The organism is Rhodococcus sp. SJ-3, from assembly GCF_051918125.1.
GTDB lineage: Bacteria > Actinomycetota > Actinomycetes > Mycobacteriales > Mycobacteriaceae > Rhodococcus.
The window spans coordinates 4549899-4573907 of the sequence record NZ_CM123306.1 but is presented as its reverse complement, the minus strand read 5'-3'; the positions used below and the strand labels follow the sequence as shown (position 1 = coordinate 4573907).

The window sequence follows — 24009 nt, the reverse complement described above, 5'->3', positions numbered from 1 at the left end:
AACCGGGAGCGCGTCAGGCGCTCTTGTCGCGGCGTTCGCGATCGGGCTTGCGTGGCACGATCGTCGGGAGCACGTTGTCGGTCACGGTTTCTGCGGTGATGACAACCTTCTCGACATCATCGCGGCTCGGGATGTCGTACATCACCGGCAGCAGGACCTCTTCGATGATTGCACGAAGCCCGCGGGCACCGGTACCGCGCAGGATCGCCTGGTCGGCGACGGCCTCGAGTCCGTCCCTGGTGAAATCGAGCTCGACCCCATCCATCTCGAACAGTCGCACGTATTGCTTGACGAGTGCGTTCTTCGGCTCCGACAGAATCTCGACGAGCGAGTCCTTGTCGAGGTTGGTCACCGACGCGACAATCGGCAGGCGACCGATGAATTCGGGTATGAGCCCGAACTTGATCAGGTCTTCCGGCATGACGTCGGCGAAGTGATCGGTGGTGTCGATCTCTGCCTTCGACCGCACCTCGGCGCCGAAACCGATCCCCCGCTTGCCGACTCGGTCGGAAACGATCCGCTCGAGACCAGCAAAAGCACCGGCGACGATGAACAGCACATTCGTGGTGTCGATCTGGATGAACTCCTGATGCGGATGCTTGCGGCCGCCCTGCGGTGGCACCGACGCCTGCGTACCCTCGAGGATCTTCAGCAGCGCCTGCTGGACACCCTCGCCCGACACATCGCGAGTGATCGACGGGTTCTCGCTCTTGCGCGCAATCTTGTCGACCTCGTCGATGTAGATGATGCCGGTCTCGGCGCGCTTGACGTCGTAGTCGGCAGCCTGAATCAGTTTGAGGAGGATGTTCTCGACGTCTTCACCGACATATCCGGCCTCCGTGAGAGCGGTGGCATCGGCGATCGCGAACGGCACGTTGAGCATCTTCGCGAGAGTTTGGGCGAGGTAGGTCTTGCCACAGCCGGTGGGCCCGAGCAGAAGAATATTCGACTTGGCGAGTTCGACCGACTCACCGCGTGCATCACGCGTCTTGTCACCGGCCTGGATGCGCTTGTAATGGTTGTAGACGGCCACTGCGAGCGACCGCTTCGCAGAATCCTGGCCGATCACATAATTGTCGAGGAATTCCCGGATCTCGGCCGGCTTGGGCAGTTCGTCGAGCTTGACCTCGTTGGTTTCGGCAAGTTCCTCTTCGATGATCTCGTTGCAGAGGTCGATGCACTCGTCGCAGATGTAGACCCCGGGGCCCGCTATGAGCTTCTTGACCTGCTTCTGGCTCTTTCCGCAGAACGAGCACTTGAGCAGATCCCCGCCGTCACCGATACGTGCCATCTGTCAGGTCCCTACTTCCTCGTGTGCGTGCAACCGATCCCGTGTCCGTCGACGAACGCCGGCCCGGGGAGCGGGCCCTTTGATCGACCGTACCCGGACTTCGGTACGCGGGTCGACAGGTTCTCCGCGTTTCCGGTCATATTTGTGCGCGCCGACAGGGGCGCAGCTCACACCCTGCACAACGGCCCGGCCGAACACACTCAGGGGGTTCGACCGGGCCGGGCGTGACTATGCCTGAGCAGACAACTTGCGGTATTCGAGCACGTTGTCGATCAGACCGTACTCGACCGCCTCGGCTGCCGTGAGGATCTTGTCCCGATCGGTGTCCTTGCGAATCTGTTCGGGATCCTTACCGGTGTGCTTGGCCAGCGTCGTTTCCATCAAGCGGCGCATACGCTCGATCTCTGCGGCCTGGATCTCGAGGTCGGAGACCTGACCCTGGATGCCGCCGGTGGCCGGCTGGTGGATGAGCACGCGGGCGTTCGGCAGCGCAAGGCGCTTACCCGGGGTCCCTGCCGCGAGCAGCACGGCTGCCGCCGAGGCCGCCTGACCGAGGCACACAGTAGTGATGTCGGCGCGGACGTACTGCATGGTGTCGTAGATCGCCATCAGCGACGTGAACGAACCACCGGGCGAATTGATGTACATGGTGATGTCGCGGTCGGGATCGAGCGACTCGAGCACGAGCAGCTGAGCCATGACGTCGTTCGCGGACGCGTCGTCGACCTGGACTCCCAGGAAGATGATGCGCTCTTCGAAGAGCTTGTTGTACGGGTTGGATTCCTTGACGCCGTAGCTCGAGTGCTCGATGAACGACGGGAGGATGTAACGGCTCGCCGGTGAATTCGGGGCCTGGCCGCCGAGCTGGCGCGGATCGAACATGTTGGTCATCGCTTCTCCAAGAAAGTGTGGGACGTGGAGCGGGTCGGGGCCTCGTGGACTAGTTCGACGTGCCGCCGGCCTGCTGGGCCCGCGCGACGACGTGGTCGACGAAGCCGTATTCGAGTGCCTGCTGTGCCGTGAACCAGCGGTCGCGGTCCGAGTCGAGGGTGATCTGCTCGACGGTCTGCCCGGTGTGCTCGGCGATCAGCTCGGCCATCTCACGCTTGGTGTGTGCGAACTGCTCGGCCATGATGGCGATATCGCTGGCAGTACCACCGATACCGGCGGACGGCTGATGCATCATGATCCGCGCGTGCGGCAGAGCGTAACGCTTGCCTTTGGTTCCTGCCGAGAGGAGGAACTGCCCCATCGACGCAGCCAGACCCATCGCAAAGGTCGCCACATCGCACTCCACGAACTTCATCGTGTCGTAGATCGCCATGCCCGAGGTGACCGAACCACCCGGGGAGTTGATGTACAGCGAGATGTCGCGGGTCGGGTCTTCCGCCGACAGCAACAGGATCTGCGCGCAGAGCTTGTTGGCGATGTCGTCGTCGACCTGGGTGCCGAGGAAGATGATGCGCTCGCGGAGCAGGCGTTCGTACACCGAGTCGCTGAGGTTCAGCCCAGCGGTGGCCGAGGTCATCGTCGGACCGATGGATGTCGCCGGATTCTGAGGAGTCACGGGTACCTGCCTTCTCGTCAATCGTGGATTGCTGTCATTGACAGTAACGAAACAGGGCGGCACCGGATGCCCGGTGCCGCCCTTCTTCGCTCAAAGCGGAAAAGATCCGATTACTCGGATGCCTTCTCCTCGGTCGCCTCGGCGTCCTCGGCAGCTGCGTCCGAGTCGGCCTTCGCGCCACCGAAGAGCTCGGAGGTGTCGACGGTCGCGCCGGTGGTGTCGGTGACCTCGACACGGTCGACGACCGTGCCGAGAGCCTTGCCGCGACGAACGTCCGCGAAGATCGCGCCGAGCTGGTTGGCCTGGCTGATCTGCTGGATGAACTGCTCCGGCGGGATGCCGTAGCGCTGCGCCTGGAAGAAGATCCGCTCGGTCAGCTCTTCCTGCTCGACCGTCGTGTTCTCCGACTCGGCAATCGCATCGAGGAGCAGCTGGGTCTTGACGGACCGCTCTGCCGACTCGCGAGCTTCCTTGTCGAACTCTTCGCGGCTCGAACCCTGGGCCTCGAGCAGCTTGTCGAGCTCGGCCTCGTCGTGGTCGAGTTCGTGAATCGCGTCGTGCAGGGCACTGTCGATCTCGGCCTGAACGACTGCCTCGGGCAGCGGCACCTCGACCTTCTCGAGAAGCTCTTCGAGCACCTTGTCGCGGATCTGACCTGCCTGCTCGACCTGCTTGACGCGGCCGACACGCTCACGCAGGTCTGCCTTCAGTTCGTCGAGGGTGTCGAACTCGCTCGCGAGCTGGGCGAACTCGTCGTCCTCAGCGGGAAGCTCGCGTTCCTTGACCGTGTTCACCTTGACGGTGACGACGGCTTCCTTGCCCGCGTACTCACCTGCGACGAGCGTGGAGGTGAACTCCTTCGACCCGCCGGCCTCGAGCCCGACGACAGCTTCGTCGAGGCCCTCGATGAGCTGGCCGGAGCCGACCTCGTGGGACAGACCCTCTGTGGCAGCTTCGGTGACCTCTTCGCCGTCGACAGTGGCCGACAGGTCGATCGACACGAAGTCGCCGTCCTGCACAGCGCGCTCGACACCGGTGAGCGTTCCGAAACGCTGCCGCAGCGACAGCAGCTGCTCCTCGATGTCCTCGTCGGAGATCTCGACGGGATCGACGGTGACCGCGATCTCGGAGAAGTCGGGGAGGGTGACCTCGGGGCGTACGTCGACCTCGGCAGCGAAGACGAGTTCGACGTTGTCCTCGAGCTTCGTGATGTCGATCTCCGGCTGACCGATGGCCTTGACCTCGTTTGTGGTCACTGCCTCGGAGTAGCGCGACTGGATCGCGTCGTTGACGACCTGCTCGAGCACCGCACCGCGACCGACGCGAGCCTCGAGGATCTTGCGCGGGGCCTTGCCGGGACGGAATCCGGGGATCCGCACCTGACCTGCGAGGGACTTGAAGGCGCGGTCGAAATCAGGCTGGAGCTCCTCGAAGGGCACCTCAACGTTGATACGGACTCGCGTCGGGCTCAGCTGCTCGACGGTGCTCTTCACGGACATGACTCCTTCTTGTCGTGCTCTTGTCGGTCGTTCGTTCTCACTACTGAGCGCCCTGACGCTGTTCGATCTGGTCGGGATGACAGGATTCGAACCTGCGACCCTCCGCTCCCAAAGCGGATGCGCTACCAAGCTGCGCCACATCCCGTCGTACCTACTGCTCCCGCCGCGGTGCCGGGGGCCGGACTGAATCCTACGGCCCCCCGATTATGAATTCCAAAGCCGGGTTCGGTACAGTCTCATCCTGCAAGCGGCGAACGCCGGAGAACACCGGAAAACCACCCGGTGAGCACCGACGAAGCCACAGGCACGGGGATGTAGCTCAATGGTAGAGCCCCAGTCTTCCAAACTGGCTACGCGGGTTCGATTCCCGTCATCCCCTCCAGCGAACCGCCCGGATCTCATCGAGATCTCGGGCGGTTCTCGTTTCTGCACCGCCCGGATCACCGTTTCGACTCGATCCCCCGACGCCGACTCGAATCCGAGACCGAACACCCGACTGCTGTGAGAGCGTCGCCAGTGTGAGCGAGACACCCGACCGCACGTCGATGAGGTCCGGCGCGGCGGGGGCCGCCGCCGCCTCGCGGTCGTCCGTCGTCGCTGCAGTACTTCTCGACGCCGTTCCGGAATGGGATCGTGTCACCGCGATGCTCGCGCCCGGAAACCTGGAAGCAGCGGCGTTCCGGCACAGGGTGGTCGAGGTTCCCATCGGACTCGATGTCACTCGTCGCAGTGCTGAGTACGACGATGCACCGTGGCACCTCGACCGGATATCGCTGACGGGCACCGCCGGTTTCCCGGACGTGCTGGCGCTGACGCCCGCCGTCCCCGAGACCATCGAGAGCCCTCGTGCGAGCTGGGGCCTCACGCTCGTGGACGGCCTGACCGGTGGCCAGGCAGCGCTCGTGATCAGCATCGTCCGTCCCGAACGGGGCGGACACGGTGCACCCGGGCAGACCGACCGCGAACACCACGGCTCGGTATGGACGTGGCTGCGCAGCCTGTCGGAACACACTGCGGAAGCGATTCGCTCGTCGACCGAACTTGTCGTGGGCAGCACCACCGACCTGGTGAAGGCAATCGTCACACCGGCGTCGCAACCACTCCCGCACCATGCTCTCCCGACGAGCGGCCCGCACCGACTCCATACCCTCGACATCCCCCGGGGCGAGATGAGAGCCGCAGCGGGGCGCGCCGGTTGCGGACTCGAAAGCGGTGTCGCAGCCGCTGTGCTCCTCGGATATGCGTCGTATCGGCACATGCACGGCTCCCCCGCGGACGATCTGTTCGCCGCGATCCCCGGTGCCGGATCCGAGGAGCCCGCTCAGGTCTGCCTCGGCGGCACCGAGATCGACGACGGACCCGTCGCCTTGATGCAGCGCATCGACCGTGTGACCGCGGGCATGCCCGACGACCCGAGCGCACTTCCCAGCACGCGGATGTTCGGTCACGACGACGTGCTGACCTGCACGGTCCCAGGTTCGGCGACCCCACTGTTCGTAGCGGGCGCCGGCATCGCCCGCTATTACGGTTTCGGCCGCACCCTGGGGTCGGCGATCAACGCAACCCTGATGTCGTACCTGGACATGTGCTGTGTCGGTCTCACTGTCGACCCCGCCGCGGTGCCCGACCACACAGTGTTCGACGAATGCCTGCGCACGGGTCTGCGGACCGTCCTCGACAGCTGACCGAGTCGGTACGCTGGAGCGCAGACCGGAAGACCTCGTCGTAGGGACTCACCGTGGAACTCCTGCTGATATTCGCCGCTGTGGCGGTTGTCGTGTACTTCGTGGCCCGCTCACAGAAATCCACCACTCGCCACGCCGCCGGCAACCTCGATGACGCCAAAGCCGAGGCCCGTCAGGCCATCGAACGGCTCGGAGGCCAGGTCTACAACCTCACCGGTACCGACGACGCGTCCCGTCAGTCACTCGCCGACGCCGCCGAACGCTTCACCGCGGCGGGCTCACAGATCGACCAGGCGCAGTCGCCCGTCCAGGCCCGGCTCGCGAAGCAGACCGCGCTCGAAGGGCTCTACTACATCCGCGCTGCCCGCACCGCGATGGGCATGGATCCCGGTCCGGAGATCCCTACTCTCGACGGACAGAAATCGGCCGGGGCCGTGACCGAGGAACGGCAGGTCGAGTTCGAGGGCCGTCAGGTCGCTGCGTCGCCGTCCCCGTCCGCGCGCACACCGAACTACTTTCCAGGGGGCCGAGTCGCGGGCCGTCCGGTCCCGGCAGGGTGGTACTCGGAGCCATGGTGGAAACCTGCGCTCGTCGCGGGCGCGTGGGGAGTCGGGTCGATGCTGCTGTTCTCATCGTTGTTCGCAGGCATGGCCGGTGTGCCGTACGACGCACAGGCATTCGAGAGCGGTGCAGCGGACGGCACGGGCGGTGCCCCGGATGAGGTCGGAGGCAACGACGATCTCGGCGGTGGCGACGGCAGCAGCGGGTTCGACGGTGACAGTGGCTTCGACGGCGGGGGCTTCGACGGCGGGTTCGAGTTCGGTGGGTTCGACTTCTGATGTCGACGAACTCGTCTCAGTCGGACTGACAGACCGGACACCAGAACAGATTCCGCGCGCCCATCACCTTGTGGAGTACCGGCGTGCCGCAGACTCGGCACGGCTCGCCGGTCCGTCGGTACACATAGGTACGGGGCCGATCCTTCGCATAGGCCGGCGCGCCCTGATCGTGTTCGACGCGCACGACATGCATGCGGCCCCTCGCCATTCCCACCTGCATCAACTCGACCAGATCAGCCCAGAGTGCATCGAATTCGGCGTGTGAGAGGTTCTTTCCCGGTCTCTCGGGATGGATGCCGTGCCGGAACAACACCTCGGCCCGGTACACATTGCCGACCCCTGCGATCACCGATTGGTCCATGAGCAGACCACCGATCGGACTGCGGGAACGGCTGATCCTCGCCCACGCCCGCTCCGGTTCGGCATCGGCGCGCAGCGGGTCGGGACCGAGACGCGCTTCGATGGCGTCGACCTCGCCCTCGGTGAGCACCTCACACGCAGCCGGGCCGCGCAGATCACTACCGTGCCCGGATCCGACCATCCGCATCCGAACCTGACCCACAGGCTCTCCGAGCGGAAGCTCGGAGTCGGTGAATGCGCCGTAGATGCCGAGGTGCACGTGCACCGTGAGCGCGCCTTCGTAGTGGTGGAAAAGGTGCTTTCCCCACGCATCCGCGTGGGTGAGCACGCGGCCGCTCACGGTGGCCGCGCCGTCCTCGAAACGTCCCTGAGGACTCGATACCCGCACCGGCGCACCCGCATACCACTGGTGGTGCAACCGGGCGAGCCGGTGCAGGATGTGTCCTTCGGGCACCGGTCAGTTCGCGCCCGGCACCGCAGGGGCATCCCCGGAGGTCTCGTATGCCGCGAGAATATCGATGCGACGCTGGTGGCGTTCCTCGTTCGACCACTCCGTCGACAGGAAGGCGTCGACGATCGCGAGCGTCTCCTCGAGCGAGTGCATCCGGCCGCCGATACCGATCAGCTGGGCATTGTTGTGCTCACGGGCGAGCTTCGCCGTCTCGACGCTCCAAGCGAGCGCGCAGCGCGCACCGGGGACCTTGTTCGCGGCGATCTGCTCGCCGTTGCCGCTGCCTCCGAGGACGAGGCCGAGGCTGCCCGGGTCCGCAACGGTGCGGCGTGCGGCCTCGATGCAGAACGCCGGGTAGTCGTCGAGTGCGTCGTATTCGAAGGCACCGCAATCGACGGCTTCGTGACCGTTCGCCGTCAGGTGCTCGATGATCTGATTCTTCCGTTCGAAACCGGCATGGTCGGCTCCCAGGTAAACGCGCATGGGCAGAGTCTAGCCAGGAGTCTTCGGCGGACTTGAATCGCTGGCATCACCCGGGGACTGAGGTTTCCCTCACCTAACCCGACCCGTTAAGTTGAGCGAATGTTCACATCACAAGGACGATCGACACGCGTCCTCCTGGTCGCGGCCGCTGCCGCGACAGCAGTTCTCATGTCGGCCTGTGCCTCGACCTCGTCGGACGAGGCAGCACCCTCAGACGAGTCCTACACCGTGGAGCACGCCATGGGTGAGACGACGATCGAAGGCACTCCCGAGCGCATAGTCGTCATCGACTCCCCGCACCTCGACGCCCTCGGCATCACGCCGGTCGGCGCCACCGAATCAGGTGCCGCGACCGGCGTTCCCGCGTACCTCGCCGATGACCTTGCGGGCATCGAGATCGTCGGCTCGACGATGGAGCCCGATCTCGAGGCCATCGCAAGCCTGAACCGTTGCCTTCTGGTGAGCAAACGTGAGCACGCTCTGGGTGCTTCTTCATCAGGCAGCCTCACCTTCCGATGAGACAGTCCCGGTCTCACCCAGCAACTGCTGGTGCCGGGTTGACGCTTCCTCGCCTGCAGCGTTGACCACTCCCGTAGTCGCGGACTCCCGCGTGGCTCCACGTCCGTCCCCACCCGAATCGGTGGCGGCCGGGCTACTCCCGGTACCGGTCCCCGTAGCACCCATGCGCTGAGTCTCGCCGAGGCGGGCGAGGTTGATCGCGGCATTACGATCACGATCGATCGTCACTCCGCAGTGGTCACACACATACATCCGGTCCGCGAGAGCCAGGTTTGGTTTTCGCCTGCCACACCCCGAACACAATTTACTGGACGGAAAGTACCGGCCGGCCTCCACCAACACCGAGCCGTACCACGTGGTTTTGTAGCCGAGCATCCGGCGGACCTGCACCAACGCCGCGTCGGACAGAGCCAGGTTCAGGCCCCTCTTCCGCGCCCCACCCGCCGACCGCATCCCACTCGCGTTCAATGTTTCCACCGCGATCACCCGATGCCGCTGCGCCAACTCGGTGGTGGCGTTGTGCACCACGTCGCGGCGCACCGCAGCGGCGTGGGCGTGGGTGCGGCCGATCCGGCGTTGCTGTGTGATCCAGCGTTTCGACGGTTTCTGCTTCGTCTCGGTGGCCACATCGTAGGGGCCGTGCTGCCGCGCGACCCTGCGCTGCAAGGCCCGCAGCCGGGCTTGGGCTGCGGTCAGGGACTTCGGTGCCGGAACCCGGTCGAGTTCGCGTCCGTCCGGCGTCGCGACAACGATCAGGGAATCGGCCTTGACGCCGACGTCGACACCGACCACCGGCTCACCGGCCCCGATGTGACCGGGTACCGCGACCGCGCGCTGCACCAACACCTGAAAGGCGACGTGCCACCGACCGGCCGAATCCTCACTCAGGGTGGCGGACAGTATCCGGGCGGTGCCCGCCTCGAGGCGGCGGGCCAGTTTCCGGGTGGACTCGCAGGTGTGGATCCGCCCCAACCTCGGGAGGGTGACATGGCGTCGGTCGGTCTCGACACGGATCGTTCCGGTGGTGAACCGCACCGACCGGCGGGACTTCGCGGTCTTGAATTTCGGGAACCCGATGGTTTTCCCGGCCCGCGTACCTTTGCGGGACGTCGACCACGCGTCCAATCCCCGAGCGAGCGCGTCCAACCCGGAGTTGTAGGCCTCTTTGGAGTTCTCGGCCCACCACGGCGCCACCTCGTGCTTGCGGGCGTTCCACTGCTTGCGCAACGCAGGCAGTGACCATCCCAATGCGGGTGTCAACTCGTCGTCGGTGAGACCGTAGGTGCGTTCGGCCTGCCGCTGGTTCATGACCGCTTTCACGGCGGCGAGCATCGTGTTGTGCGCCTTACGGGCCCCGCCCGCGTGCGAGCGGAATGCCCGCACCTGGGTGGGTGTGGGGTCGAGAGCGAACTGGTAGGCCTGCGCGGTCCAGCCGTCCGGGATTTCGAAGCGCGCCATCACGCGACCTGCGGTTCGGGTATGTCCTGTGGGGTGGCAGTGACCGCCCGCATCGCACGAGTGCGCGCACGGCTGTGGCGGTAGAGGCGGGGACACCTCGAGGTCGGATCCTCGATGAGGTCCCGCACCGGATCGTGTTGCTGGCCATGGTCGCCCGCCACGATCCTGCAGCCCTGCGCCGGCAGGGCCGCCGTTGGGTGCAGGGCTCCGAGCCGGACCGGACGGTTGCGGTACGTCACGAGGATCATGCTCGCAGAGGGGTCCGACATGTAGCCTGTGGGTGCGCCCATTCGGTCGGCTTCACACACCTTGTGAACACATTCGATCATGTTTGTTCACATTTGCTCACAGAATGTCGAGCAGTTCGTAACCCCGATCTCATCATCGGCGCGCAGGTGCGACACGAGGCGCTCTACGAGCAGCTCTCGGCGATCGCGCCGACGGTCTTCTCCGTGAACTCTGGAACCGACTGGGAGGAGCAGGCCCGCATCACCGCCGCCGCGGTAGGCGAGACGGATCGGATGGAAACGTTGCTCACCGGGGTCGAGGAACGTGCCGCACAGATCGGCGACGAGATCGGTGCCGAAGGACAGACCGCCTCGATGGTGCGGTTCCGGCCGGACAACTTCCGTCTGTACGGTCCCGACACCTTCTCCGGCACGATCCTCACCCAAGTCGGCTACGACCTCGGCGCAGACCGCGCGTGGAACGAGTACTCGATGCTCGAACTCAGCCCCGAGAACTACACCGAGATCCCCGAGAACTACACCGAGATCGACGGCGAGGTCGTCTTCTTCACCAACCCCGGAGGCGATCCGGCCGCAACCACGATGGCAGCGGTGACCGGGCTCTGGGGCGCACAGCCCGGTGTCGCGGCAGGAAACGTCCACGAATTCGAGGACGAGACCTGGATGGTCGGCATCGGCGTGGTGGGTGCGAACACCATCCTCGACGACCTCGAGGCCACACTCGGCTGATTCCACCTCCACCAGGACTACGGTGCCCCTCCTGCTCGTGCGAGCAGGAGGGGCACCGTAGTCATAGCCGGATGATCAGTCGAACGACGGATCTTCGTCGCGGCTGCGCTTGAGCTCGAAGAAGTGCGGGTACGACGCGAGCGCAACCACTCCGTCCCACACCTTGCCCGCGTCTTCACCACGCGGGATCTTCGACAACACCGGCCCGAAGAACGCAACACCGTTGACGTGGATCGTGGGGGTACCCACGTCAGGGCCCACCGCATCCATCCCCTTCGCGTGACTTGCGCGTAGCGCCTCGTCATAGTCCTGGCTGTCGGCGGCCTGCGCAAGGACAGGGTCGAGGTCCAGCTCTGCAAGGGCACCGGCGACGACGTCGGTGAAGTCCTTGTTTCCCTCGTTGTGGATGCGGGTGCCCATTGCGGTATAGAGACCCTCGAGAATCTCGTCGCCATACTTCTGAGATGCGGCGATCGCCACACGCACTGGCCCCCACGCCGTCTTCATCATCTCGGCGTAGTCGTCGGGCAGCTCACGGCCTTCGTTGAGGACGGCGAGGCTCATCACATGGAAGCGTGCTTCGATATCGCGGACCTTGGTGACTTCGAGAATCCACCGCGAGGTGATCCAGCACCACGGGCAAAGCGGGTCGAACCAGAAGTCGGCGGTGTCCTTACCGGCGGCACCGGTTGTCTGGTTGCTCAAGACGGTCTCCTCACACGGATCGGTTTGCAGAGGGTGCAACACAGTCCCGCGGGGCATTCTTCCCGATCTTCGCCGCAGTCACGCGCGGTCCCCGTACCGTCGGACACGAAGACCCGGGACGTAGCGCATCGAGCGACGTAGCGCCATCGCGTACGGACAAGCGAACGAGAGGTCATGCGATGTCTGGTGAGAAGACCTTCGTGATCGTCGGTGCCGGACTCGCCGGCGCAAAGGTGGCGGAGGAACTGCGTGCACGCGATTTTCCGGGCCGGGTCGTACTGATCGGCGCCGAGGAGCATCTGCCGTACGAGCGACCGCCGCTGTCGAAGGAGTACTTCGCCGGCGCCAAGAGACTTCTCGACTTCACCGTGCAGCGCGGCGACTGGTACCGGGACCACCGTGTCGACCTTCGTCTCGGGACGACGGTCACCGCGATCGACCCCGCCGCGCACACGGTGTCGTTGCCGGACGGCTCGACGGTCCACTACGACAAGCTGGCACTCGCGACCGGATCGCGACCCCGGCGCCTCCCACTGCCCGGCGCCGATGCGCCGGGAGTTCACGTCCTGCGCACCGTCGGGGAAGCCGACGAACTCCTCGCCGCGATCCGCCGCGACGATGGCACTGCCGCTCGTCTGGCGATCATCGGGGCCGGGTGGATCGGTCTCGAGATCGCGGCGGGCGCACGAGGCCGCGGCGCTGAGGTCACGGTGATCGAGTCGGCGCACACTCCTCTGTCCGCGACGCTGGGCCAGGAAATGGGCGCGGTGTTCGCCGACCTGCACCGGTCCCATGGCGTGGACCTGCGGCTCGGGGCTTCCGTGGCCGAGATCGCCGTCGCGGGCGGCCGCGCCACCGGTGTCGTTCTCGCTGACGGTACAACGGTGGGAGCCGACGCGGTGCTCGTCGCTGTCGGCGCAGCACCGAATGTCGAACTCCCCCGGGAGGCCGGTCTCGACGTCGACACCGGAGTGCTCGTCGACGCATCACTGGTCACAAGCGATCCCGACATCGTTGCGGTCGGCGACATCGCGGCGGCCGAGCATCCCACACTCGGGTGCCGTGTCCGGGTGGAGCACTGGGCCAACGCGCTCAATCAGCCTGCAGTGGCCGCGGCCACGATGCTCGGAATCGACGCCTCCTACGACCGGCTGCCCTACTTCTTCACCGACCAGTACGACCTCGGGATGGAATACGTGGGGCTCGCCCCATCCGACGCGCACGTGGTCACCCGAGGAGACGTGGCGGAACACGAATTCCTCGCGTTCTGGCTCGACGACGACAACACGGTGAGGGCAGGCATGAACGTGAACATCTGGGACGCGGGCGACGACATCCGCGCACTCATCGCGTCGGGTTCGCGCGTCGACCCCGTCCGTCTCGCCGACGCGAACGTGCCGTTGGCGGACGTCGCCACCTGAACGCGGCCCCACCATGATGGGATGGATCCCGACCGACATCCCGTCGTGAGAAGGAGTTCTCCTGTGGCACCACCGAACCTGACCCGTGAGCAGGCCGCCGAGCGGGCAGCGGTCCTGCGCGTCGACAACTACACCGTCGTCCTCGACCTCACCGATGGGTCCGGAGGGCCGGGAGCCACCACTTTCCGCTCCGTCACCACGGTGACGTTCGATGCGACGGAGGGTGCGTCGACCTTCATCGATCTGATCGCACAGACCGTGCATTCGGCGACACTCAACGGCTCCCCCGTGAATATGGCCGGATACAGCGAGGACACCGGCATCGCGTTGTCCGGACTCGCCGCGCGCAACGAACTCGTGGTCGACGCAGACTGCATGTACACGAACACCGGCGAGGGTCTTCACCGATTCGTCGACCCGACCGACGACGCGGTGTACCTGTACTCGCAGTTCGAGACGGCCGACGCCAAGCGGATGTTCGCGTGCTTCGACCAGCCCGACCTGAAGGCCACCTTCACTCTGTCCGTGACCGCGCCCTCGGACTGGAAGGTGATCTCGAACTCCGAGACCGTGCAGACCACCGCGGCGTCGCCCGGTCAGCACCTCTTCCGAACCACGCCGCGGATGAGCACCTACCTCGTCGCGCTCATCGCGGGCCCGTACGCCGAGTGGACCGACACCTACACCGACGAGCACGGCACGATCCCTCTCGGCCTCTACTGCCGCGCGTCCCTGGCCGAGTTCATGGACGCCGAGCGCCTGTTCACGGAGACCAAACAGGGGTTCGGCTTCTATCACGAGAACTTCGGCATGCCGTACGCCTTCGGCAAGTACGACCAGCTGTTCGTGCCGGAGTTCAATGCCGGCGCAATGGAGAACGCCGGCGCCGTGACGTTCCTCGAGGACTACGTCTTCCGCTCCAAGGTCACCCGCTACTCCTACGAGCGACGCGCCGAAACCATCCTGCACGAGATGGCACACATGTGGTTCGGCGATCTGGTCACGATGCGCTGGTGGGACGACCTGTGGCTCAACGAGTCCTTCGCGACGTTCGCATCCGTCCTCTCGCAGGCCTCGGCAACCGAATACACCAACGCGTGGACGACGTTCGCCAACGTCGAGAAGTCGTGGGCATACCGGCAGGATCAGCTGCCGTCCACTCACCCGATCGCCGCGGACATCCCCGATCTCGCCGCCGTCGAGGTCAACTTCGACGGCATCACCTACGCGAAGGGCGCCTCGGTCCTCAAGCAGCTCGTCGCCTATGTCGGGCAGGAGCCGTTCCTCGAAGGCCTGCGCGCATACTTCCGCGACCACGCCTTCGGCAACGCCACCTTCGACGATCTGCTGGCCGCGCTGGAGAAGTCCTCGGGCCGCGACCTGTCGGGGTGGGGTGCCCAGTGGCTCAAGACGACGGGTCTGAACATTCTGCGCCCCGACTTCGAGCTCGACGCCGACGGCAAGTTCACGCGTTTCGCAGTCGTGCAGGAGGGCGCGCAGCCCGGAGCCGGTGAGTTCCGCGTGCATCGCCTCGCCATCGGTGTCTACGACGACAACGGTTCGGGCACACTCGTGCGCACCCACCGCGTCGAGGTCGACGTCGACGCAGCCGAGCGCACCGACATCCCCGAACTCGTCGGCGTGGATCGCGGCAAGTTCGTGCTCGTCAACGACGACGATCTGACCTACTGCTCGGTCCGGCTGGACGACGACTCGCTCGGTACCGTGATCGAACGCGTCGGCGACATCGCCGAGTCGCTACCGCGCACGCTGGTGTGGTCGGCGGCGTGGGAGATGACCCGGCAGGCCGAACTCAAAGCGCGCGATTTCGTTGCACTGGTACAGCGCGGCATCGCCGCAGAGACCGAGGTGGGTGTCGTGCAACGCCTGCTGATGCAGGCGCACACGGCAGTCGGCAGCTACGCCGACCCCGCATGGGCCGACGCCTCGGGTTGGAGCGACTACGCGAACCGGCTACTCGAGCTGGCACGTGAAGCGGAGCCGGGATCGGACCATCAGCTCGCCTTCGTCAACGCCCTGTCCACAGCTCGGCTCTCACCGTGGCACACCGAAGTGTTCGAAGAGCTGCTCGGCGGTGATCCGGCGAAGGTCGGACTGCCCGGCCTGGTTGTCGACACCGATCTGCGGTGGCGTCTCGTGCAGGCGCTCGCAGCCGCAGGTGAAGTCGACGCAGAGGGAGTGGAGTCGCCGTTCATCGACGCGGAAGCCGAGCGCGACCCGACCGCGGCCGGTGCCCGGCAGGCAGCGGCGGCACGTGCGGCGCGTCCGCAGGAAGAGGTCAAAGCCCAGGTCTGGCGGACAGTGGTCGGCGACGATACCGTTCCGAACATCACTGCCCGTTCGATCATCGGCGGTTTCGCGCCTGCCGGTCAGTCGGAGCTGCTCGAGCCCTACGTGGAGCGGTATTTCGCGGAGGTGCCCGATGTGTGGGAGCGCCGGTCCAGTGAGGTCGCGCAGACCGTCGTCGTGGGCCTGTATCCGTCCTGGTCGATCAGCGAGGCCTCGGTCGCTGCGGCCGACGAATTCCTTGCCGGTGATCGTCCTCCTGCGCTGCGCCGATTGATCACCGAGGGGCGCGCCGGGATCGTGCGGTCGCTGCGGGCACAGGCGTTCGACGCGTCCTGACATAGAACGCATACGGCCCGATGTCACCTTCGGTCACTCGAAGTGACCGAAGGTGACATCGGGCCGAAGCGGGTCCTACGGGGCGATGATCGCGTTGGCGATCACGCGAACGGCGCTGATGATGCCGTCGATGAGCTGTCCCTGACCGAACGGTCCGATCGCTGCGGTCACGCCGAGCTGAGCGATCCGGTCGGTGACCTGGGCGGCATCGCGTCCACTACGGACCTCGACGGCCTTCTGATTCGGGTACACCGCGATGAGCACCGAGTTCTCCGCCTCGGGCGTCGACGGGAAGATCGTGTCAGTGGCTGCAGCCGGGTCCGAGGCATCGGCGATGTATACGTTGAAGCGCACACCGGTGGCTCGGATCGCAGACGTGAGCGTGTCGTCGAGGGCGATCATCTCGTCGTCCTTGAACGGCGGGCCCGCGAACTCGATGCCGTCGGCACGAGCTTCGGAGATTCGGCCGCTCGGAGTCAGCGCCGCGGCATGCGGCAGGGGCGCGTCGCTGCGCGCCGGGGCATGAATCACGTCACCACTTGCCACTTGCGGTACCTCCGATCAGCTCTGCCGGTGCACCGGCTACGTGTCCGTGATGCGCGTGCCGACCGTGCTCGGTCACCTCGTCGGCGGCGGTCCACAGCAGTGCACTGTGGTTCCATTCGTCGCCGAGCTTGTACGGATGGTCGGACGCGGCCGGGCCGGGCTTGCGGGGCGCGGTCCAGGAGATAGCCCCGAAGACCAGAACGATCAGCAGCGGAATGCCGACGAATATCAGCGTTGTCTCGAGAATGCTCACACGGAGAAGGTATCCCAGGTGGCTGCGAAAGACCTCACATGCCCCGGATTTGGTCCCGACGAGAGGGCACTTGCCCGGCCTCGCCGATCAGGCAGCACCCTCGCCGAGGTATGGAAGCCAGGTCGGATGCAGGTCCTGCAACGTGGCCAGCAGGCGCCAGTGTCTGCCTTTCGGCGGAACCAGCGACGCACGCAACGTCCATCCGAGTTCGCTCAGTAGCTTGTCGGCCTTCTTGTGGTTGCAGGGCGCACAGCATGCAACGCAGTTCTCCCAGGCATGCGCACCACCGCGGCTGCGGGGAACCACATGATCGATCGTCTCGGCCTTGGATCCGCAATATGCACAGCGATTGCCGTCGCGGTGCATGAGCGCGGCCCGGGTCATAGGCACCCGAGCGTGATAGGGCACCCGGACGTAAGTGCGCAACCGGATCACCGACGGCAGCTGCACCGACCATTCGGCCGATCGGACCATCGGCGCGAGCGGGTCGTCGTGCACGGTGTCGGCCTTACCGCCGGCCATGAGAACAACGGCACGTCGTGCAGGCAGCGCCGTGAGCGGCTCGTAGGTGGCGTTGAGCAGCAGCACTCGACGTTTCACCCAGTCCGGCAGTCCGACGTCGTCGCGTACCACATGCAATGTGGTGGCCCCCGGCGTCCCGATCGGGACGTCCGCGGGCGGGAGTTGTCGATGTGCTGTGCTGCCGTGCTTCATACGACCTCCGGAAGACTGGAAACAGTGCACCACGGATACCTCCGAATCGCACCCGATTTCCGCGGACGAATCAAGGACTGTCCGATGAACATCCTGTGTTACGGGTACCGGCGGGTAAGCGACCCCGTACGGGCGCACCCGTGCCCGTACGGGCACAATGGCCGGTGAGAGGGAGGTAAGCAGAAAACGATGACCGACCAGCAGACCTTCTACGACGAAATCGGCGGCGCCGACACTTTCCGCAAGATCGTCGCGCGCTTCTACGAAGAGGTGGCGAAGGACGAGATCGTCCGGCCCCTCTACCCCGAGGAAGATCTCGGCCCGGCGGAGCGCCGCATGCGGATGTTCCTCGAGCAGTACTGGGGTGGTCCACGCACTTATTCGGACGAGCGCGGTCACCCGCGACTGCGGATGCGCCATCATCCGTTCAAGATCGGCCCCCTCGAGCGCGACGCCTGGTTGCGATGCATGCACACCGCGATCGCCTCGATCGACGATCGGACCCTCGACTCCGCGCATCGTCGGCAACTGGTCGACTACATCGATATGGCGGCGGATTCACTGATGAACTCGCCGGTGTGATCGGCCGAGGTCTCGCTCCGGACTTTCGTCAGAGAACGGTCAGACCGAGACCTCCGCTTCTGCGCAGGTAGACCGATCCGTAGCGGGCGTCGAGGCGGATCCAGGTGTTCGAGGCCCGCACCCGTACCACCTCGTCGGCGGCGATTCCGTCAGCGGCCATCGGGTCACGGCCGGTGGTGGGCACGAACCCCATTGCCCCGAGCGCGAACACCATCCGCATGGGCACACCGACGACGGTCTCACCGCCGCTGACCTCGAGCACCTCCTGCGCCAGCAGCGACGCAGGCGGCCCCTGTGCACCCGCGTCCCGTGTCAGCGCGACTCCCTGCTGGGCGAGTTCGACGAGAACCCGGGCCGGAACATCGTCGACATGTGCAAATCCCTCGTCCGGCGGCAGTGCTCCGCGCCACGCGGAGTCCATCGCCCATCCCGGATCGATCGCCTTCGCGGCTCCCACGGACGCGGTGAGTGCGGTGCGCAGCGAATCAGCGGCGACACAGAGGTCTGCGGGGTGGACGGTTCCTCGCACGAGCCGAGCCGCGAGCACATCGAATCCTGTCTGGATCCACGCGCTGAGCACGTCGTCGCCACGACGCCGCAACCTCACGACCGCGGCCTCGTCGAGACGCAGTGCGCGGGTGAGGAAGGCGGCGAGATCGGTGCGGTCGCTCTCGCCGGCGAGTGCGACCGCCCGCTCTCCGAAACTCGACGTGAGGTCAGTCACGTTTCCACCGAAGCAGGTAGGCACGTTCCTCGTCGGTGAGCCGACGGAGTTTCTGCCCGTCGATGTCGAATGCGGCGATCTGGGTGGACGCGACGATCGAGGGTGTCGAGTCGGCGGGCGCACCGCCTGGTCGTACCTCGTAACCGATCGTGAAGTCGACGGCGCGCACCTTTTCGGTCCACATCATGACGTCGAGGGGGCCGTCGTCGTGTCGCAGCTGTCTGCGATAGCGCACGTGGAGGTCGGCGATCACGGCGCCCTCGCGCAAGCTCTGGGTGGGTCGCCCGTCGGCGAACAGCCACGGTATGCGGGCTTCTTCGAGCAGAGTCACCATCCGTGCGTGGTTGATGTGCTGGAAGACGTCCATGTCGGACCACCGCACGGTCACTTCCGTGTGGAATCCGAACTGCTGGCCCGCATCACTCACGCGTCTACCTCCGATCGGGTGCGCCGGTGCGCACCATGCTCCTGATCTGCCGTGCGGCCACCGACAGGGTGGCCAGGTCCAGACTCCCAGATGCGAAGATCTCGTCGAGTGCCGACCTCGCGCGCACGAGTCGCGAGCCATTCGACATCTCCCAGTCCTCGATCATCTCCGGGCAGGTCTCCCCCGGCTCTGCCCCGGCGAGGACATCGAGGACGAGGGTGCGCAACGATCCGTACAGTTCGTCGCGCAGCGCGAGTCGTGCAAGGGAATGCCACCGGTCGCCGCGAGCGAGTTCCGTGACCGCCGACAGGAGCCGGTCGATGCCGAGGTGCGCATCCATCGCGTAGTACAGCTCGGCGACCTCGTCCTCCTCCCGTTCGACGATATCCGCGATGTCGATGACGTCGAGAATCGGGAATTGGTCGAGTAGGCGGTACACCATCGCGACCAGCTCCGGCGGCACCTCGCGCGACAGGATTCGCCGCGTCCGTTCCTCCAGATCCTGTACGTGGTGCCCGCGCATCCAATCCCCCACCATCGGTGCAAGATTCGCGAACAACTGCCGGTAACGGCTGATCTCTGCTCCCACCGCCAGCGGCTGGGGCCGATTCGACAAGAGCCACCGCGATGCACGGTCGAGGACACGACGGGATTCGAGCAGCAACTCGTCTGCCAGCTCGGTGGGCAGGCCGGCGGAGCGGATCCGGTTCCAGATCCCACGCAGGCCGAAGATCTCGGTGACCGCGGCGAACGCTCGGACGGCGTCGGTGCGCGAGGCCCCCGTCTCTTCACAGAGACGGAAGACGAAGGACACACCGCCGTTGTCGACGGTGTCGTTGGCGAGAATCGTCGCGACGATCTGTCTGCGGAGTGGATGTGCCTTGATACCCGTACGGAACTTCGTGCGGAGTGCGGGCGGAAAGTAGTCGGGTAACCGGGTCGCGAATGTGTCGCTGTCGGGCAGGTCGGTGTCGAGCAGGTCATCGACGAGGGAAAGTTTGACGTGGGCGAGCAATTGCGAGAGTTCCGGTGAGCTCAGTCCTTCTCCGTCGGAGCGACGCTGTTCGATCTCGGTGTCGTCCGGGAGTGCGTCGAGGACACGGTCGATTCGCCGTTCCTTCTCCAGTTCGGCGATGAGCCGCTGATGGACACCGAGCAACGCGGGTGCCGATGCTCGTTCCAGGCCGAGGACACCGTTCTGGTCGATGTTGTCCTCGAGCACGAGTTCGGCGACATCGTCTGTCATCGAGGCGAGCAGCGGGTTACGTTCCGCGAGGTCGAGGTCGCCGGAGGTGACCATCGAGTCGAGCAGGATCTTGATGTTGACTTCGTGGTCGGAGCAGTCGACACCGGCGGAGTTGTCGATAGCATCGGTGTTGATCTTTCCGCCGTTGCGCGCGTATTCGATCCGCCCGAGCTGCGTGACGCCGAGGTTTCCTCCCTCTCCGATCACCCGGACACGCAGATCCGCGCCGTCCACGCGAACCGTGTCGTTGCCTTTGTCACCGACGTCGGCGTGCGATTCGGTTCTCGCCTTGATGTAGGTACCGATACCCCCGTTCCACAACAGATCCACGGGTGAACGCAGGATCGCGCGGATCAGTTCGGATGGGGTGAGTTCCGTGACGTGACCGGGCAATCCCAGCGCCGCGCGAGCCTGTTCGCTGATCGGAATCGATTTGCGGGTGCGCTCCCACACTCCCCCTCCGGTTCCGATCAGGGCCGGGTTGTAGTCGGCCCAGGACGAGCGCGGCATCTCGAAAAGCCTGCTGCGTTCGGCGAACGAGGGCTCCGCCCGGGGGTTCGGGTCGAGGAAGATGTGGCGATGATCGAACGCGGCGACCAGCCGGATGTGTTTGCTGAGCAGCATCCCGTTGCCGAACACATCGCCGCTCATGTCGCCGACTCCGACCGCGGTGAAGTCCTGGCTCTGGGTGTCCACTCCGAGTTCACGGAAGTGCCGCTTGACGCTCTCCCATGCACCGCGCGCGGTGATCCCCATCTCCTTGTGGTCGTACCCGGCCGACCCTCCCGATGCGAATGCGTCGCCGAGCCAGTACCCGTATTCGGCGGCAACCGAGTTGGCGAGATCCGAGAAGGTCGCGGTGCCCTTGTCCGCGGCGACCACCAGATAGGTGTCGTCGTCGTCGTGTCGCACCACTCGCCGCGGCGGAGTCGCGGTGCCACTCGTGCGGTCGAGGTTGTCGGTGAGGTCGAGCAGTGCGGCGATGAATCGCCGGTAGCAGGCTTCGCCGGCAGCGCGTGCCGACTGCCGGTCCGTGGCCACATCGCCGGTGGGTGCCGGTGGACGCTTGACGACGAACCCGCCTTTCGCACCGACCGGGACGATCACCGCGTTCTTCACCGCCTGCGCTTTCACGAGGCCGAGGATCTCGGTGCGGAAATCTTCGTGGCGATCCGACCAGCGGAGGCCGCCGCGCGCGACAGCGCCGAATCGCATGTGCACACCCTCGACATCCGGGGAGTACACGAATACCTCGAACTTCGGCCGAGGCTCCGGGAGTTCCGAGATGCCGCTGGGGTCGAACTTGAACGCCAAAGTCCGGCCGCGCGCCTCGTCGTCCGTCTCCGGCACGAAGAAGTTGGTCCGCAATGTGGATCGGATCAACGACAGCACCGCCCGCAGGATGCGATCGGCCACGAGTGCGGTGACCGCGTCGATCTTCTCGAGCAGTTCGTCGGTGATCGTCTGTTCGCGCACATCGGATGCGTGATCGGGATCGAATCGGGCAGCGAACAGTTCCACGAGAAGCGCCGTCGTATCGGGTGTGCCGAGCAGGACACCTTCGATGTTGTATTGACTGTACGGAAACCCTGTCTGTCGAAGGAATTTCGCGTACGCGCGGAGCATCGTGATCTGCCGCCACGTGAGACCGGCGCGAAGTACGAGTTCGTTGAAACGATCCGTCTCGGCGTGACCACGCCACACCGCAGCGAACATATCGGTTATCCGGCCGGCAAGTGTGTGGTCGGTGCCGAACAGGCCGGGATCGACATCACCCGGAAGGTTCAGGCCGAAGTCGTAGATCCAGCAGTCGACGCCATCGGATCGCGGCAACAGGTAGGGCCGCTCGTCGACGACTTCCACACCGAGGCTCTGCAACACCGGAAGGACACGGCCGAGCGTCACCGGTTCCGCTCCGACGTACAGGGTGAAACGCCAGCTGCGGTGGTCCTCGGTGTCGGAGCGGTAGACGAAGGTGTCGAAGTCGCCAGGACCGAGCGCTTCGAGGCGCATCAGGTCGGCGAGTGCGCGTTCGGAACTGAAGTCCTCTTTGTATGCCTCGGGAGCGGCATCGACGTACCGCTGGACCAGTGCAGGGTCGACACTCGGACGGGACCCTGCAACCTCGGTGATCCGATCTTCCCAGCTGCGACTGGCCTCCGCGAGGAGTGACTGAATTCGTTGTCTGTTGCTCTCGGAGGTGTCGACCCGAGGACGTACATGCTCGGGAAACCGGACGGTCACGTGCAACAGCGCCAAGTCGCCTTCGGACACCCGCGCGGTGTAATCGAGAGTGCCACCGCCGAATTCGTGGAGCAGTATGTTCTGCATCCGGACCCGGACCTTCGTCGTGTACCGATCACGGGGAAGGTACACCAGGCACGACACATACCGTCCGTACGTGTCCACCCGAACGAAGAGCCGCACCTGTCGGCGGATCTCCACGACGGAGGTCACCGTCTCGTAGAGGGTATCCGGGTCCATGGACAGCAACTCTGCACGCGGCAGGGTCTGCATGATCTCGAGCATCGACTGCCCGCCGTACGACGACAACTCGACACCCGCGCGTGCGATCACTTCGCGTGCACGGCGTCGGAGCAGCGGGATATCGAGGATGTTCTCGTGCATCGCCGTCACAGTGAGGATGCCGAGGAAGCGGTGCTCGCCGACCGTTCGGCCCTCGTCATCGAGGATCCCGACACCGACGAAGTACGGATACACCGAGCGGTGCACAGTCGCCGGACGAGCACCTTGAGTGAGCACAAGCAGTGGCCGGCGGTCCGGATTCACCTCGGAGGGCAGGTCGATCGGGTCGTCCGTATCGGAGAGTGTGCGCAGCACACCGAGGCCGCTGTCCGGGACAGCACGGGAACGGCTCACGCCGGCAGTGTCGAGTTCGTCGAATTCGTAGCAGCGATACCCGAGCATCGCGTAGTTCCCGCGAGCGAGCCATCGCAGCAACTCCGCTGTTTCGGTGAGGTCGTCCGCGGACTGGGTCGACGGCGGGTCTGCAACGAGCACGTCGAGTTCCTCGGCGAGCCGGTTCTGCACGGTACTCATGGCATCGCTGTCGATGACGACCTGTCGCACATCGTCGAGTACACCATCGATCTCGCCTTCGATTCCGGCGAGGACGTCCGGCGGTGTGGACGGTTGCAGCTGGATATGAATCCACGATTCCGCGGGTGCGTCGCTCTGCAACGCACCATCCGGCGTCATTTCGAGAAGCGCCCCGTCCGAGTCGCGGTCCACCGCGAAGACCGGGTGGACGAGCGCGGCAATGATCGCACCGAGACGAGAGAGCAGTGCAGTGATGGACTCCACGAGCAGCGGCATGTCGTCGGTGACGATCTGGACGGCTGCACCGGCCGCCTCGTCCGTCCGGTATACACGCGTCGCGGTCGTGCCCGCAGGTCGGTCGAGTCCGAGCGCCAGATGCGCCGCTGCAGCAGCCTCGGGGTCACCTATTCCGTCGGGCGACTGCGCATACGCGCGTTTCAGAACTCGCACCGTAGACGAAAGATCGCGCGAATCCGCGGATTCCGACATCAACATCACTCCCCTCGCTTGCCGCCGAAACCGCAGACGCCGCGGACGGGCCCGTTGTCGAGCCTAT

At 65.4% G+C, this 24009-nt stretch carries 22 protein-coding genes and 2 tRNA genes; 8 read left to right on the top strand and 16 right to left on the bottom strand.

Annotation, left to right across the window (positions count from 1 at the left end; genetic code table 11):
- Positions 1-13: 13 nt before the first annotated feature.
- The 5 genes from clpX to ACTDXD_RS21295 all read right to left on the bottom strand — a co-directional run bounded on the left by clpX (position 14) and on the right by ACTDXD_RS21295 (position 4502).
- Positions 14-1291 (bottom strand): ATP-dependent Clp protease ATP-binding subunit ClpX, encoded by a 1278-nt coding sequence (gene clpX, locus ACTDXD_RS21315; RefSeq protein WP_440124224.1) that lies wholly within the window; start codon positions 1289-1291, stop codon positions 14-16.
- 228 nt (positions 1292-1519) lie between these two features.
- Positions 1520-2182, bottom strand: coding sequence for an ATP-dependent Clp protease proteolytic subunit (locus tag ACTDXD_RS21310; RefSeq protein WP_054716287.1), 663 nt, complete (start codon positions 2180-2182; stop codon positions 1520-1522).
- A gap of 49 nt (positions 2183-2231) precedes the next feature.
- Complete coding sequence (locus ACTDXD_RS21305; RefSeq protein WP_132470665.1) at positions 2232-2858, bottom strand: ATP-dependent Clp protease proteolytic subunit; 627 nt, start codon at positions 2856-2858, stop codon at positions 2232-2234.
- Between the two features lie 110 nt (positions 2859-2968).
- Complete coding sequence (gene tig / locus ACTDXD_RS21300; RefSeq protein WP_440124223.1) at positions 2969-4357, bottom strand: trigger factor; 1389 nt, start codon at positions 4355-4357, stop codon at positions 2969-2971.
- A 68-nt stretch (positions 4358-4425) separates the two neighbouring features.
- Positions 4426-4502 (bottom strand) — tRNA-Pro (locus ACTDXD_RS21295).
- A gap of 163 nt (positions 4503-4665) precedes the next feature.
- Here ACTDXD_RS21295 and ACTDXD_RS21290 point away from each other — a divergent pair.
- From ACTDXD_RS21290 to ACTDXD_RS21280, 3 genes are all read left to right on the top strand, one after another.
- Positions 4666-4739: transfer RNA gene (locus ACTDXD_RS21290), tRNA-Gly, on the top strand.
- Between the two features lie 136 nt (positions 4740-4875).
- Positions 4876-6042, top strand: a complete 1167-nt coding sequence (locus tag ACTDXD_RS21285; RefSeq protein ID WP_440124222.1) for a WS/DGAT domain-containing protein — start codon at positions 4876-4878, stop codon at positions 6040-6042.
- A gap of 53 nt (positions 6043-6095) precedes the next feature.
- Positions 6096-6881 (top strand): DUF1542 domain-containing protein, encoded by a 786-nt coding sequence (locus tag ACTDXD_RS21280; RefSeq protein ID WP_440124221.1) that lies wholly within the window; start codon positions 6096-6098, stop codon positions 6879-6881.
- 16 nt (positions 6882-6897) lie between these two features.
- Here ACTDXD_RS21280 and ACTDXD_RS21275 read toward each other — a convergent pair whose 3' ends face one another.
- A complete protein-coding gene (locus ACTDXD_RS21275; protein ID WP_440124220.1) occupies positions 6898-7695 on the bottom strand; it encodes an Fpg/Nei family DNA glycosylase in 798 nt (265 codons plus the stop codon).
- Between the two features lie 3 nt (positions 7696-7698).
- Positions 7699-8175 carry a ribose-5-phosphate isomerase gene (locus ACTDXD_RS21270; RefSeq protein ID WP_440124219.1) on the bottom strand — a complete coding sequence of 159 codons (477 nt, stop codon included), beginning with the start codon at positions 8173-8175 and terminating at the stop codon, positions 7699-7701.
- Between the two features lie 99 nt (positions 8176-8274).
- Between ACTDXD_RS21270 and ACTDXD_RS21265 the strand changes: the two genes are divergently transcribed.
- Positions 8275-8694 carry a hypothetical protein gene (locus ACTDXD_RS21265; RefSeq protein WP_440124218.1) on the top strand — a complete coding sequence of 140 codons (420 nt, stop codon included), beginning with the start codon at positions 8275-8277 and terminating at the stop codon, positions 8692-8694.
- On the opposite strand, the gene tnpB is transcribed toward ACTDXD_RS21265, so the two are convergent.
- Both tnpB and ACTDXD_RS21255 read right to left on the bottom strand, forming a co-directional pair.
- On the bottom strand, positions 8671-10152 hold the full coding sequence (tnpB, locus tag ACTDXD_RS21260) for an IS607 family element RNA-guided endonuclease TnpB (RefSeq protein WP_440124217.1): 1482 nt from the start codon (positions 10150-10152) through the stop codon (positions 8671-8673). The two genes, ACTDXD_RS21265 and tnpB, sit on opposite strands and share 24 nt — an antisense overlap.
- Positions 10152-10442 carry a hypothetical protein gene (locus ACTDXD_RS21255; protein WP_440124216.1) on the bottom strand — a complete coding sequence of 97 codons (291 nt, stop codon included), beginning with the start codon at positions 10440-10442 and terminating at the stop codon, positions 10152-10154. The genes tnpB and ACTDXD_RS21255 overlap by 1 nt, the downstream gene beginning before the upstream one ends.
- A 51-nt stretch (positions 10443-10493) precedes the next feature.
- Between ACTDXD_RS21255 and ACTDXD_RS21250 the strand changes: the two genes are divergently transcribed.
- Positions 10494-11129 carry an ABC transporter substrate-binding protein gene (locus tag ACTDXD_RS21250; RefSeq protein ID WP_440124215.1) on the top strand — a complete coding sequence of 212 codons (636 nt, stop codon included), beginning with the start codon at positions 10494-10496 and terminating at the stop codon, positions 11127-11129.
- Positions 11130-11204: 75 nt separating this feature from the next.
- Here ACTDXD_RS21250 and ACTDXD_RS21245 read toward each other — a convergent pair whose 3' ends face one another.
- Positions 11205-11834 (bottom strand): mycothiol-dependent nitroreductase Rv2466c family protein, encoded by a 630-nt coding sequence (locus tag ACTDXD_RS21245; RefSeq protein ID WP_440124214.1) that lies wholly within the window; start codon positions 11832-11834, stop codon positions 11205-11207.
- A 179-nt stretch (positions 11835-12013) separates the two neighbouring features.
- On the opposite strand from ACTDXD_RS21245, the gene ACTDXD_RS21240 reads away from it, so the two are divergent.
- Positions 12014-13255: an NAD(P)/FAD-dependent oxidoreductase gene (locus ACTDXD_RS21240; protein WP_440124213.1), complete on the top strand. Its 1242-nt coding sequence runs from the start codon at positions 12014-12016 to the stop codon at positions 13253-13255.
- A 63-nt stretch (positions 13256-13318) separates the two neighbouring features.
- Positions 13319-15901, top strand: coding sequence for an aminopeptidase N (gene pepN / locus ACTDXD_RS21235; protein WP_440124212.1), 2583 nt, complete (start codon positions 13319-13321; stop codon positions 15899-15901).
- 75 nt (positions 15902-15976) lie between these two features.
- On the opposite strand, the gene ACTDXD_RS21230 is transcribed toward pepN, so the two are convergent.
- The 3 genes from ACTDXD_RS21230 to ACTDXD_RS21220 all read right to left on the bottom strand — a co-directional run bounded on the left by ACTDXD_RS21230 (position 15977) and on the right by ACTDXD_RS21220 (position 17414).
- The gene (locus tag ACTDXD_RS21230) at positions 15977-16447 is read right to left on the bottom strand and encodes a DUF5130 family protein (protein WP_440124211.1); all 471 of its coding nucleotides are present in this window, start codon (positions 16445-16447) and stop codon (positions 15977-15979) included.
- A complete protein-coding gene (gene ctaJ, locus ACTDXD_RS21225) occupies positions 16434-16700 on the bottom strand; it encodes an aa3-type cytochrome oxidase subunit CtaJ (RefSeq protein ID WP_169688562.1) in 267 nt (88 codons plus the stop codon). Before ctaJ ends, ACTDXD_RS21230 begins: the two co-directional genes overlap by 14 nt.
- 87 nt (positions 16701-16787) lie before the next feature.
- Positions 16788-17414 carry an HNH endonuclease gene (locus ACTDXD_RS21220; RefSeq protein WP_440124210.1) on the bottom strand — a complete coding sequence of 209 codons (627 nt, stop codon included), beginning with the start codon at positions 17412-17414 and terminating at the stop codon, positions 16788-16790.
- Between the two features lie 189 nt (positions 17415-17603).
- On the opposite strand from ACTDXD_RS21220, the gene ACTDXD_RS21215 reads away from it, so the two are divergent.
- Positions 17604-17996: a globin gene (locus ACTDXD_RS21215; RefSeq protein ID WP_440124209.1), complete on the top strand. Its 393-nt coding sequence runs from the start codon at positions 17604-17606 to the stop codon at positions 17994-17996.
- A 28-nt stretch (positions 17997-18024) separates the two neighbouring features.
- Here the strand turns inward: ACTDXD_RS21215 and ACTDXD_RS21210 are convergent, their stop codons facing one another.
- The 3 genes from ACTDXD_RS21210 to ACTDXD_RS21200 are packed head-to-tail and all read right to left on the bottom strand — an operon-like array spanning position 18025 to position 23942.
- Positions 18025-18720 (bottom strand): hypothetical protein, encoded by a 696-nt coding sequence (locus ACTDXD_RS21210; RefSeq protein WP_440124208.1) that lies wholly within the window; start codon positions 18718-18720, stop codon positions 18025-18027.
- Positions 18713-19147, bottom strand: a complete 435-nt coding sequence (locus ACTDXD_RS21205) for an acyl-CoA thioesterase (RefSeq protein ID WP_440124207.1) — start codon at positions 19145-19147, stop codon at positions 18713-18715. Before ACTDXD_RS21205 ends, ACTDXD_RS21210 begins: the two co-directional genes overlap by 8 nt.
- A 4-nt stretch (positions 19148-19151) precedes the next feature.
- Complete coding sequence (locus tag ACTDXD_RS21200) at positions 19152-23942, bottom strand: NAD-glutamate dehydrogenase (protein WP_440124206.1); 4791 nt, start codon at positions 23940-23942, stop codon at positions 19152-19154.
- Positions 23943-24009 lie beyond the last annotated feature (67 nt).